This is a genomic window from Microcoleus sp. K4-B3 (genome assembly GCF_036704615.1).
In the GTDB taxonomy this organism is placed as follows: Bacteria; Cyanobacteriota; Cyanobacteriia; order Cyanobacteriales; family Microcoleaceae; genus Microcoleus.
On record NZ_JAUBSF010000001.1, the window covers coordinates 328,289 to 340,733 of the forward strand.

Sequence of the window (12,445 nt, forward strand, 5' to 3'; positions counted from 1 at the left end):
CAAAATCGCCCAAATGTGTTAAAGTAGAGGGCGCAAAATAGAAAAACCTAAAAGATGACTGTTGCAGTTAACAAAACTCCGGGATTAGCCTCGCGCTTAGTAAATGGCGTACTCTCCATCAAACCTTTGGCTAATCTAGCCAAGCACCAAGCACGGGAAATGATGATAAAAAGAGCCGAAAAAATCGGAGTGCATTGGCGACAAGAAGCCCAAGCACTTTTAGCTCGAAATTGGGATGCAGAATTGCTCAGCGTCCAAAATCCCGATCTTGTTTACCCGAAATATTATCTAACTTCATTCCACGCTTATGAAAAAGGTAATATGAGTTGGGAATCTGCTACAGAAGTTGAAGTTGCCGCCCGTACAGTTCACGCGGGAATTTGGCCGGAAGCGGGTGCAGAAGGCGATGCTAAACTCCGCGCCAGCTATCACGAAGTCATCAAATCTCAGATTGCTTCTTCACCGCAGGATATTGTAGATTTGGGATGCAGTGTGGGAATGAGTACCTTTGCTCTTGGGGATGTTTACCCGGAAGCGAAGATGACTGGGGTGGAATTGTCACCTTATTTCTTAGCAGTTGCTAAATACCGTTCCCAACAACGAGAATCTGAATTGTTAAATCAAAAATCTCCGACTTGGGTTCACGCTGCTGCTGAATCTACTGGTTTGCCGGCGGCTGCTTTTGATTTAGTTTCTATTTGTCTAGTTTGTCACGAATTGCCGCAGAAAGCTACTAGAGAAGTGTTCCGGGAAGCGAGGCGTTTGCTGCGTGTTGGCGGACATTTGACAATTATGGATATGAATCCTCGGTCGGAAGTTTATGCCAAAATGCCTCCTTATATTTTGACTTTGCTCAAGAGTACGGAGCCTTATTTGGATCAGTATTTTGGGTTGGATATTGAGCAAGCTTTAGTTGATTCTGGTTTTGCACAGCCGACAATCACTTGCAATACAGTCCGACACCGGACTATTGTTGCTGAGGCAATGTAGCGCTTTTCAGTATAGTGAACTACAGATATCGGATAGGGCACGGCACTGCCGTGTCTAAAGCTGTATTTCATCCGATTAAAACTGCTATAAATGGTAAAGTTGCATAGATATTATTCAATCCTTGGGACGGTGCGTGAGTGTAAATAGTCTAATCTGTGGATTTAAAGATTTCTGCAACCGCGCACCCTACCGATATAATAATTCCCATGCTACCGGATTTGATATTAGACAGCCGTAGGAGCTATTTACAGCCCCATTTGTTACACATTGTGATAAAACCCTAAAAGAAGGACATCTTCATGAACCCGACAGCCCCCTCTCAAAACGTCATCGATTGTTTGCAGGTTATCTTGGATGCCACTGCATCGAAGAATTACGAGCTTTTTACTACAGTCGGTGATGCAGGCTACAAAGCGAGCATTACACAAAAAATGTTTGACGATGTTAGCGAGCAGCTCGCTTCACGCATGAAAAAGGGATACTCATTTAATTATTTTGGCGACATAAAACAAGGTAATAGTCAGATTTATTTGTGGAAGCTGAGTTTTGAAGATGGTGGAGATGAATTTGTGGCACACATGACTATGAATGGAGACAAAGTTGCTGGGATTTTCATCGAATAACATATCTTTCTTGACACGGCGTTTTACTGAATCTAACGCCGATCGCCCACAACCGTTAATCGAAACCGATCGGGCGGCACAAAGGTGATTCCCCGGCGCGCCGGACGAATTGACCGATCGAGATTCGATACAAACTCACGCGAAGACAGCACCGTTGCTAAAACCAGCTTCATTTCAAACATCGATAACGCCATCCCGATGCAGCTTCGACTCCCGCCTCCAAACGGTAAAAATTCAGAGGCGGAAAACTTGCGGTCTAAAAAGCGATCGGGATTGAACCCGGCGGGATTTTCGTAGGTTTCAGGGCGACGGTGCGCCAAATAGACACAGGGGATTAAAATCGTTCCCGGTTGATATGTATAGCCTTCGAGTTCGATCGTCCGTTTCACCTTGCGCGGCTGCGAAATTAACGCAATTGGATAAATCCGCAGCGCTTCCTTGCAGACTGCTGTTAAATAGGGCGACTGCGAAAGCGCGATCGGATCGGGATTCTCGCCTAATTCATCCAATTCCTGCCGCAATCTAGCGAGACATTCGGGAAACTGATGCAGCCAGTAAAACGCCCAAGTCAACGCCGATCCAGTGGTTTCATGTCCCAACAACAACAGCGTCATCAACTGATCGCGCAATTCTCGATCGCCGATGGATTCGCCGGTGTCGTCCCGGGCCATCATCAACACCGACAGAATATCCGTGCGAGACGAATCGAGAGAATGCGATCGCCTCTCGGCAATTTCCGCATCAATCAGCGAGTCAATCTGCGCCATCTGCTGCAAAAACTGCCCCCACGGACTCCAAGATCCCAAATTTTGCTGCAACGGTTCAAAGAAAAATTGTATCGAGTACAGTTCAGAGGTAATCGCCTCTAAAAGCTTGCTGAGCAATTGTTTCAAGCGTTCGTAGCGCTCTCCCGGCACTAATCCAAACACGACTTGCAAGATTACTTGCAGCGAAATTTCTGACATTTCTTCGCGGACTGCGATCGCATCTGGGGCTTTCCAGTCGATCGTCTGCTTTTTCGTCAAATCAACAATCAAATGCCCTTGACTGTGCAACTGTTCCCGATGCAGGGCGGGCATTAATAGCTGTCGCTGTCGCAGATGTCGCGGCCCTTCATTCATAATGAGGGATTCATTTCCCACCAGCGGGCGAAATACGTTGGTCACTTTGCCAAACTCAAAGGCATCGGCTAACGTCGTAAACACCGCCTGAATGGCTTCTGGACGGCCCAGAAACACCACGGGGGGCGAAGCGGGCCCCAACACGCGGGCAGTAAATGTATCGCCGTATTTGGCAGAGTAGCGATCGAAAAATGCGATCGGGTCAGCTACCAGCGAAAGCGTTTGGAACAGGGCAGGAGAACGAGATCCGGTAGGCAGCGTCATTGCAAAACTGGCGATACAGGTAGGGTCGAGAGAAGATGGTAACATCTTCTCCCTCCCATTCGGAACCGTGCTTGCCACTTTCACCGCACACGGCTACTCGGGTGTACTCTTGTCATTTGAGGGCTTCCCCTTCTTCCGACTTGCTTGAGGTTTCTTTCCGGAAGATACGAGTTCCAGGTTATGTTTTCTGATTAATTCCAAGCCAGTTTTAGTTTTAACATCGTGACAATGCCGATGCAATAGTTGAAGATTTTTGTACTCATCCTTACCTCCAATGGCAAAAACAAGATCATGAGCAATTCTCAGAAAAGCCTAATTAGTCATATCTCCTGGGGACGTATTAAGATAACCACTGACGGCCAAACTTGTCAATTCAAAGATTGTAAAGTATGGTCGGGAGGTGCTAAGGAATGGGATTGGAGACTCACAGGTACTCGTCACCAACCAGGTATTCAACCTGCTGATATCGAAGAAATTTTAGAGCAAGGTATAGAATTTATGGTTTTGACACGTGGTATGGAACTCATGCTACATACCTGTCCCGAAACTGAAGAACTGCTGCATCAAAGAGGTATTGAGTATTATATTGGGCCTACCAAATTGGCTGTAGACCTTTTCAACAATTTAATGCAACAAGGTAAGAAGGTCGGGGGAATATTTCACTCAACGTGTTAACGCGGTACCGATGCAGCCAGGAAATTCTCTAGAACATTCGCTGAAAATAATCTTCAAGAACTAGGTAACAAAATAGATGAAAGCCCAAAAGCATCTTTTTATCAAGTTAGCTTCAGGTATCTCAGCATTTCTAGTTGTTGCCTATTTCGGCATCTCCGCTTATGCAGGACATACTCTTTCAAAGCCAAACAGATGCTTTGACCCTCTTAAAGCATCTGTTTTTGCTGTTCCTCCTGAAAATGTAACATTTCGTACACCTGATGGCGTGGAGATTGCTGGTTGGTTTATTCCAGAAAAAGCAACAGATAAAGTATTAATTTTAGTGCATGGATTGAATTCCAGTCGGACTTGTGAGCTTGCTGGAAAGTTTGCCGAGTTTGGTTCAGCTATGAATCAAAAAGGCTTTTCGATACTTACGATCGATCTGCGAGGACATGGGCAAAGTGCTGATTCTCGCTTCACCTTTGGAATTACAGAAAGGCGAGATGTTATTGCAGCAGTGGATTGGCTTAAAATCAGGGGCTTTAAGCCAAAAAAGATTGGGGTTTTAGGTTTTTCAATGGGTTCTGCTACTGTAATTGGAGCAGCAGCAGATGACTCTGACATCGGAGCAGTGGTCACTGACAGTAGTTACGCAGAGGTTTATCCAATTATTCAGAAGCATTGGCAGTCAGCTTCAGGATTACCTGGGATATTTCTTCTTTCTACCATGATGTTTGGACATTTGTTGACTGGATACGATCTAACTTCTTCTCAGCCCGTGCAGGAGATAGGTCGTATTTCCCCTAGACCAGTTTTGATCGTTCACAGTGCGATCGATCCTTATACGCCTATACAAAACGCTCGCCAACTCAGAGAAGCATATCCTTCGGCCGAATATTGGGAAACCAATGCGAAGAAACATCCAGAAAGCTACAATACGAACCCAAAAAGGTACGTTGACAAACTTGCTGATTTCTACAATCGGAGTCTCAAGTAGAAAGGAAGGGAGATTCTGATGGGGAGTAAGAAGGGGTTGACATACATCATTGAGCAGAGGTATTGTTTGATTATACTAGGTATTCTACCGCAACTTCGATACAATTATAAGTCTGGCCCACCTCCTATGAATAGAGACATTGAGAAAATTCAGAAAGTGTGGATCACCTCGGGACACGGGGAATTATGGGATTGTGATGGCACTTATTGTGTTGTTGACTATGGCAAGGTGCCCAAAATTGGTGATTTTCAAAATGACTTTTCGTGGCTATTTACAAATGATGGCCACCAATATTCGTGTACATTGGATTCGCCAAACAATACAATAGACAACCTAAAGGATGTTGTCCAAAAGTGCAGATTACTTGGGTTGTCAATTTCGGATTCATTCATTAGATTTCTTTCTGATAAGAATTTGCAGGCTCAGGTGCCGACTTGCACAGCATGTTTTCTGGAATTATCAGAAAGCCCAATTCCTGTCCCATGCAATCCGGGGTACTACGCATTGCGGTTCATGAATGATTCGCAGTCGTGCGTAATGTGGTATTTGCTGCTAAAAAATGATTTACCAAACACGGTGGTTGCCTCGTCATTGTTTTATGACAGAGATATATTTGACGCAATGATAAACGAAGACGATCCATTTGATTACTCTAATATAGTTAGCGAAACCGTGGAATGCGCAGAGACATTTCCGGAATTTATATATCGATTCTGGATTGAGAACTCAATTTGGTATTCAATTAACGATAATCTTCCTCTGTCTAATTTGCAGACCAAATATATTCAATCCGTCAAGGTCAGTAAGGTCAGGCAATAATGACCTAACAAGGAGATGCACCGGAATCGGCTTCGCCCGCCCGGTGAGCTTGGTCGTTAGACCACTTTATTCCTGCGAGGTGGTTCCGTGGGTTTTATCTCTTATCCCATATGACTTCCTCGGTTTATTCGCGTCGATAGTGTAGTCATGTAAATTCAGCTTTTCTTCCCGATCGATCGCAGATTGTATGGCTAGCTTCCCAACCTAAACTGCTAAAAGTTGTAGTTTTAGATGAAATGGATGCTAGCGATCGTTTGTTTGGCATTATGCTCGCGAAAATCAAATGACTTTGGGATACAATTGTTGTCAAAGCTGGTAGCCAGTTGGCTGAATTTGTGATGACATTAACATCCCGTGTTATTCATAGCGACCCCGACATTCTGGGGGGAACCCCTGTTTTTGTTGGGACTCGTGTGCCAATGAGAACCCTACTTGATTATCTTGAGGCTGGTGATTCATTAGAGGTATTTCTAGACCATTTCCCTAGTGTCAGTCGGGAACAGACAATTGCAGCTCTTGAATTAGCAAAGCAAATGCTGACAGCCGATGCGAATCCTGCTTGATGAATGTGCCCGACTGACCTTTACAGCGTGAACTTGCTGATTACGAGATACGCACAGTTGTTGAGATGGGATGGTCGGGAAAAAAGAACGGTGATTGAAGTCGGAGGTTCTTAAAAGTTCTCTAGGCGACGCAGCAAAACAACGCCAATGCACCCGATCGCACAGAGGTTATGTGTTGGGAACGGAGGTAGTCTGCGGCGGCTGATTGACACCGTTAGATGGCTCTATTCCTGCGAGGGTGGTTCCGCAGATTGTACGGCTAGCTTCCCAACCTAACATGACTGTTTTACGCTCTACTCCCCAGCCATAGCCACCGATTTCTCCAGATTCTCGAATGACTCGGTGACACGGAATTAGATAGCCGATCGGATTTTTACCGATCGCATTTCCTACAGCTCTAGCAGCAGTTGGGCGAGCTACCATTTGAGCTATACTCTGATAAGTTGCGATCGCCCCAAATGGCAATTGCAACAGTGCTCGCCAAACTTGAATCTGAAAGTTAGTGCCTTTTACCAAGAGCGTTAGTGGTTTTTGTTCGCTGAGAGTTTCTGAATTGAAAATCAGGTCACACAATGATTGAGTGGTTTGCTCATCGCGGATAATTTCAGCGTTTTTCCATGCCAATCGCAGTCTTTGTGTGGCGGCTTGTTCGTCTGTTGTCTCCAAGAAATAAAGATTACAAATACCGCGGGCAGTTGTAGCAATTAGAGATGTGCCAAACGGGGTATCATGAATGCCATAACGAATTTGCAAACCTGCTCCGCCTGCTTTGAACTCCCCAGGTGACATTGCTTCTAAGTTCACAAATAAATCGTGCAATCGTCCGGGACTCGATAGTCTCACGTCCAATGTTAGGTCTAGAAGGCTTTTAGTCTGAGTGATTTTTGACTTGGCATATTCAACTGTCAGATATTGCAAAAACCGCTTGGGGCTAATGCCGGCCCATTGAGTAAATAGCCGTTGAAAATGATATTCACTAAGTCCTATGTGTTGGGCCACAGTTGCCAGATTGGGCTGGTTTAGGTGGTGTTGTCGCATGAAGGCGATCGCCCGAGCAATCCGGTGATAATCTTCGCTAGCATAGACACTCGCATTCTTCATCGAATTCATCTGTCTAAGTCAAGGGAATTTTGGTTTTTCCTTACTTTAGCCATAGAGCAGGCTCAAAGCCACCCGTTTCTTGCGGTGAATGCAGCCAGTCGATTTTAGATTTTAGATTTTAGATTGAAGAAAGCGACCTCATTGCTAAACCCGGGGGCTTGCGATGAGGATTCAAAGCTTTTTTCTCACTCCACGGATGCCTCGGGGGGATTGTAACCAAATTGCTTTGCGTCAGTCGATTAACCGAATTCAGCCCTCACCCACCGCGCAACTGCGTTACCAAGTGAACTAATTCCGGTAAAATCAGCTTTTCCACAGCTAGTTTCACACCATTGCTAGAGCCCGGAAGAGAAAAGACTAACTTGCCTTGATACACGCCTGCAACAGCGCGAGAGGCGATCGCCCTCGAACCAATTTCTTGATAGCTCAAAAACCGAAATATCTCCCCAAATCCCGGTAAAATCCTGTCGAGCAAACTCTCCATCACATCATAAGTCGTATCTCGGGGAGCGATGCCCGTGCCGCCGTTAAAAATGATTGCATCCACATCTTCACGCTGGGAAAACGCCTGCATTTGCAATACAATTTTTGCCGCATCATCTTTAACAACAGTGTAAGCTACCACAGAGTGACCCGCATCTTTTAGCAGCCTCTTAGTTAACAAGCCGCTATTGTCTGTTTCTGCCGAGCGCGTGTCGCTAACAGTAATGATAGCGCAATTTACGGTTATCTTAGATAAGTCGGGGTGAGGAATTTGCGTCATAGTTTCTTCTTCTAAGCAATCGGTAATCGGCAACCGGCAACCGGCAACCGGCGATCGGCTAATTACCAATTACCCATTACCAACTACCCATTATGCCTTGCTAAATCCTAAGCCGTTTGCTTGCGAGTAGCGTTCCATGAACCGCATAAACCGATCCCATTCTGTGGAACTTCTCATTAGATAAAGAGCTTCCAAACCCGCAGGCTGACCGTTGATGAACTTAGCCTTAACCTCGCGAGTGAGGATTTCGCCTTCTTCGTCGATCATGTACATTCCAGTAATGTCTTCGGTACTGGTGCTGCTGAGAGCTTTGGGATTTTCAAAAATAAACGTGGCAGTGCCTTGATCTCCGCTTTTAGAACGGGTTAGGCGCACTTCGGGCACAGCATCTTCGTCTATACCCCGAGAGAATTGAATTTTAGCCATAATCTGACACTCGAACCTTAAGGATTGCTTAATTTCTTAATGTTTAATCATAAAACGATTCGGGTACTCGCAAATCAAGACTTGGGAGAGTGGGAGTGGGGGAGAGTGGGGGAGAGTGGGGGAGAGCGAGGGAATCGGAGACAAGGGAGAGGGGAGATGGGTTGGTTCTGTGTACCTGATATCGTTTCCGGCTGCATCGGAATGATACCGAGGACACCGCGAGAGCCTAAGTCCCTACAATTAATCGGGGTAGGGAAACGGCATTGCCGTGTCCTGACTGTGAGTAATATTAATTCCGATGCTACGGGACTTAGACGATGTAGGGAGAGTTAATTGGCTCGGCCCGCTTTGTGGCTACCAGAGTTTGGTAGATGAGGGCGGATATCTCGCCGCGGGTGATGTCGTGGGCGGGGGAAAGCTTTTCGCGCGCGGGATAGTTGACCACGATTTTGCGCTCTGTGGCGGTTGCTATCTCGTCGGTGGCAAAACTGGGAATCAGAGCTCGATCGACATAAACGCTCAAAGAATTGGGGTTGCCGCCCCCCAACTGCAAGCCGTTTACCAAAGATACGATCGCCTGAACTCTAGTCAAATTCTGCTCCGGGCGAAACGTGCTGTCTGGATATCCAACCAAAAAGCCAGCTCGATTAGCTTGGTCGATCGCTCCCTGCGCCCAAAAATCCGCCGCCACATCCTTAAAAACCGTCGCCTCACGGCGCGGCACCAATTCAAACGCCTTCGCCAACACAGCCGCATACTGAGCTCTAGTTACAATCTCGTAAGGTTGAAAAGTGCCGTTGGGAAACCCGCTAACAATATTCATCTTTGCCAAGCGATCGATAAAATCCTTAGCCCAATGCGTGCTGATATCGCTGAACTTTAGCCCGCCAGGAGTCGGAATTGGCGTCACATTGCCCAAATCAAATAAACCTTTCACCCGCGAAGAATTGAGCTGATTTCCCACCGCAGAAATCTTAACCCCAGTCGCGTTTTGCAAGTCTAATTCACCGTTATTCTGAAAAATATTGCCGCCCAAATCTTGAGCAGTACCAATATCTGGCCGCGACTTCCCCACCGCAGTTAAACCGTCTTCCGTATTTTTTTCAATGCGATTATTGCGTAAAATCGGCTGAGATTCCCCCGCTACAACTATACCGGAGCGATTTTCCAAAATTTGGTTGTCAGCAATCAAAGGAGCCGACTGACCTTCCAGAGAAATGCCGAAACCCGTCTTTTGAAAAATATTGCGCCGTATTACTCCCTTAGCAGTTCCCGCCGTAATTACGCCAGCCGCTGAGTTTTCCATAAATATGTTGTCGAGAATCGCAGGATTAGCGGTTCCCGTGGCAAAAACGCCTTCGCGCTTGCATTGAGTAAAAGTGCAGTTAGCCACAGTCGGAGAAGTTGACTCAATCCAGACTCCCGTGCCGCGACTATCGAGATTGGTGACAGTTACTCCGCGCAATTCCGAATTAGTTGCTAGCAGTATAGTGATATTTTGGCCCGCAGCGGTGGGACTGACAAATTTGCCGCTGCCTTGAATCAGAATGCCTCTACCTTTGTTAGTTTCATTGCCAATAACTTTTACTCCCGAGGGAATTTCCAAGGGGAATTGTTCGGCACTACCAACGCTGTAAGTTCCCGGTGATAACTGAATCGTAGTTCCCGATGCAGTGCGGGCGATCGCGCGGGCTATAGTTTTGAATGGGGCTGATTGGCTGCCGACTGCGGAATCGCTGCCTGTTTGCGGGTTGACGTAAAGTGTTGTCATGTTTTTGTTGAAGAGATAATTGGCGATCGAGCTTTTGTGCAATTTTCATTGTCTGCGAACTTGACCCCGAATCTATATTCACCTTTGATTACGGAGATTATTTAATTGCACGATAATATCCGCAACATCACCCCTCAGGAGTTGCAACCACAGGGGGGTTATCCCTATAAAAAACTGTATTTCTCGTTCCTAGCAACACCCGAACCAGACTTATTTAAGAATTCCGGGCTCTGAAGATGCTATTTTTTCCCGATGCTGCCAAAACCACTAAAATTGCGATCGCCAATTAGGAAAATCTAACGTCTTGCTGTCATGTACGATCGATCAAGATTCCCGGCCCAAAAACCTTAACCGCTTCAGCCAAATCAGTTTCACCCATTAAAATGCAGCGTCTTAGCAAATCGATATCCAGCGTTTCCAATCCCGACAGTTGACTCTGAATTACTTGCTCGTAGCCATCTTCCCGGAGATGATACAGGCGCAGCGTGCCATCTTCCCAAAACCAGATTTCAGGCACGCCCAAAGCTCGATATTTTGGCAACTTGCTCAGTCCACCGCTAGTATAAACCACCTCGATCGACAAATCGGGAATCAACTTAGGTTCTCCCAAACAAAACGATTTGTCTGCTTGAGTTGAAGCTTCTGGCGTCTTCTCCTGCGTCATTGAACCAGAAGGGTAAAACTTAATACCTTGTTGCAACACAAAAGTGGTCACCAAGTAACCAATGATTTCCGAAAAATTTTCGTGTTGGAATCCCGGCATCAGAATCTCGATCGCACCTGCAAAAAAGGACAACTTTATGCCAGGGGAATCTTCCGAAACCTTCTGGATTAACTTGAATTGCTCCCAAGTGCCGTTGAGCACCACTCGCCCATCGAGAATTTCGCGATCGAGAACTTGTGTCATTGACTCGCACCATTATCTCCTATCGGGATTATAACGCATTGTGCGATCGCTCCTACAGAAGAGCCATGCAGCAATTGTAGCTTCAGAATCCGAATAGTTCTTCTCGTTTTATCAGAGCCAGTACGAAGCACAATTGTATTATGTCCGGTCAATCGATCGCAATATTTCAGCAAGCTTGGGTGGGTTTACGAGACAGGACTTACCCAGGCACACTATATACAGTAATATCGCCTTTTTAACATCAAATAACCAAATGAAGATTGGAAAGCAGCAGGGATGGAAGCTTACGCTTGCTTATAAATCTATAGATGATAACTCTATTAACTTTTTTAACTTTTCTTCCTCTAGCTCTATTCTTTGTATTAAATTCATCGCAGGCCAGTTTGTATATGAATACTCAAAATTAAACCAAGGCAGAAAAGTTAATTTTTTCCATAAAGATGGTTTAATTGCTTTTTTACTGAAAGGGTTTTCTAAAATTACCGTATTTCTGGAAAAAGATATTATGACAGCATCTAATTTAGTAGGTTTAGTAGAATTTCTAAATCGTCCCGGATGACGCATTTTTTTTTCATCGTTAAGAGGCATATCCAAGCTAAAGTATTGAAAGATAGGAGCATCTTTCCATCCATAAAAGGCATACCATAATTCTCCCGAGTAAAAAGCTTTATTCCAAGTTCTTACAGGTAATACTCTATCGACTGTATCTAATAAGTCCCATACCTCATCTTGAAAATCTAACCATAGGATAGACGTATATTTTGTACTCATTTGATGTTCTCTTTGTTTTATAGCGCATAGTTTGCTTATAGCATTTTCAGTTACATTTTCATGTTCTTGGGGTTTTCCAAAAGGAACAGTTTTATGCTCACCAATAACCCCTCCTGTATTTCTGTCCCTGTTAGTCATTTCATTCCTTAAATCATTGTAGAATTTTTCTAACGATTCAGATTCTTTATCATGCAACTGCTTTGAGTGTACTTCTATCAAAACTTTTTCTTGGTTATCTTCAACCCAAAAATCCGCTCCGTTTCCGCTTATTGGTTTTACTGAAATACCAGCCTCTAGTATGTATCCAAAAGCTCTGATTTCTCCTAAAGCTCCAGAAGAAGTTGAATAATCATAAATATTAAGAAGCCTTGGCTTTAAATTCATAAGCCATTGAGTATGATGTTGCTTGAGATGCCTCAATGCTCTTTCAGTATTTGTTATAACTTGAAGGTCTCTTTTGCCTCCATCTCTGGGATCTAATAGTCTCTTGACAGGGTGACACCTATCTTTGATGGTAGTATTTCTTATATTTTCTATTTCCGATTCCGAAAGCTCTAAAAATTGTTTTAGTTTATCTGTCATTTATTTACAATAATTAACAATTTACAACAGGTATTTTCGATGAAAAACCCTTTATCAATTATAGACCCTCAACTAGCCGCGCAGTGGCAT

12 protein-coding genes and 1 pseudogene are annotated in these 12,445 nt (G+C 44.9%); 5 read left to right on the forward strand and 8 right to left on the reverse strand.

Annotated features, from left to right (window positions below):
• The first annotated feature begins 54 nt into the window (after nt 1-54).
• On the forward strand, nt 55-990 hold the full coding sequence (locus QUA78_RS01325) for a class I SAM-dependent methyltransferase (RefSeq protein WP_333302375.1): 936 nt from the start codon (nt 55-57) through the stop codon (nt 988-990).
• Nucleotides 991-1,289: 299 nt separating this feature from the next.
• Nucleotides 1,290-1,613 carry a hypothetical protein gene (locus QUA78_RS01330; protein ID WP_333302377.1) on the forward strand — a complete coding sequence of 108 codons (324 nt, stop codon included), beginning with the start codon at nt 1,290-1,292 and terminating at the stop codon, nt 1,611-1,613.
• A 32-nt stretch (nt 1,614-1,645) separates the two neighbouring features.
• Here the strand turns inward: QUA78_RS01330 and QUA78_RS01335 are convergent, their stop codons facing one another.
• Both QUA78_RS01335 and QUA78_RS01340 read right to left on the reverse strand, forming a co-directional pair.
• A complete protein-coding gene (locus QUA78_RS01335) occupies nt 1,646-3,043 on the reverse strand; it encodes a cytochrome P450 (RefSeq protein WP_333302378.1) in 1,398 nt (465 codons plus the stop codon).
• A gap of 48 nt (nt 3,044-3,091) precedes the next feature.
• Nucleotides 3,092-3,274: pseudogene (locus tag QUA78_RS01340) on the reverse strand (HNH endonuclease); the annotation flags it as partial.
• Nucleotides 3,275-3,289: 15 nt separating this feature from the next.
• On the opposite strand from QUA78_RS01340, the gene QUA78_RS01345 reads away from it, so the two are divergent.
• The 3 genes from QUA78_RS01345 (at nt 3,290) to QUA78_RS01355 (ending at nt 6,034) form a co-directional block, all read left to right on the forward strand.
• Nucleotides 3,290-3,673, forward strand: a complete 384-nt coding sequence (locus QUA78_RS01345) for an Mth938-like domain-containing protein (protein WP_333302380.1) — start codon at nt 3,290-3,292, stop codon at nt 3,671-3,673.
• Between the two features lie 76 nt (nt 3,674-3,749).
• Nucleotides 3,750-4,652 (forward strand): alpha/beta fold hydrolase, encoded by a 903-nt coding sequence (locus tag QUA78_RS01350; protein ID WP_333302382.1) that lies wholly within the window; start codon nt 3,750-3,752, stop codon nt 4,650-4,652.
• Nucleotides 4,653-5,809: 1,157 nt separating this feature from the next.
• Complete coding sequence (locus QUA78_RS01355; RefSeq protein ID WP_333302384.1) at nt 5,810-6,034, forward strand: DUF433 domain-containing protein; 225 nt, start codon at nt 5,810-5,812, stop codon at nt 6,032-6,034.
• A gap of 168 nt (nt 6,035-6,202) precedes the next feature.
• Here the strand turns inward: QUA78_RS01355 and QUA78_RS01360 are convergent, their stop codons facing one another.
• From QUA78_RS01360 to QUA78_RS01385, 6 genes are all read right to left on the reverse strand, one after another.
• Nucleotides 6,203-7,135 (reverse strand): methylated-DNA--[protein]-cysteine S-methyltransferase, encoded by a 933-nt coding sequence (locus QUA78_RS01360; RefSeq protein ID WP_333398513.1) that lies wholly within the window; start codon nt 7,133-7,135, stop codon nt 6,203-6,205.
• Nucleotides 7,136-7,391: 256 nt separating this feature from the next.
• Nucleotides 7,392-7,898, reverse strand: a complete 507-nt coding sequence (locus tag QUA78_RS01365) for a MogA/MoaB family molybdenum cofactor biosynthesis protein (RefSeq protein WP_333302386.1) — start codon at nt 7,896-7,898, stop codon at nt 7,392-7,394.
• A 90-nt stretch (nt 7,899-7,988) separates the two neighbouring features.
• A complete protein-coding gene (psb28, locus tag QUA78_RS01370) occupies nt 7,989-8,324 on the reverse strand; it encodes a photosystem II reaction center protein Psb28 (protein ID WP_333302388.1) in 336 nt (111 codons plus the stop codon).
• A gap of 310 nt (nt 8,325-8,634) precedes the next feature.
• On the reverse strand, nt 8,635-10,095 hold the full coding sequence (locus tag QUA78_RS01375) for a DUF1565 domain-containing protein (RefSeq protein ID WP_333302390.1): 1,461 nt from the start codon (nt 10,093-10,095) through the stop codon (nt 8,635-8,637).
• A 310-nt stretch (nt 10,096-10,405) separates the two neighbouring features.
• The gene (locus QUA78_RS01380) at nt 10,406-11,002 is read right to left on the reverse strand and encodes a Uma2 family endonuclease (protein ID WP_333302391.1); all 597 of its coding nucleotides are present in this window, start codon (nt 11,000-11,002) and stop codon (nt 10,406-10,408) included.
• A 294-nt stretch (nt 11,003-11,296) separates the two neighbouring features.
• Entirely contained in the window at nt 11,297-12,355 is a 1,059-nt protein-coding gene (locus QUA78_RS01385; protein ID WP_333302393.1) for a hypothetical protein, read from the reverse strand.
• Nucleotides 12,356-12,445 lie beyond the last annotated feature (90 nt).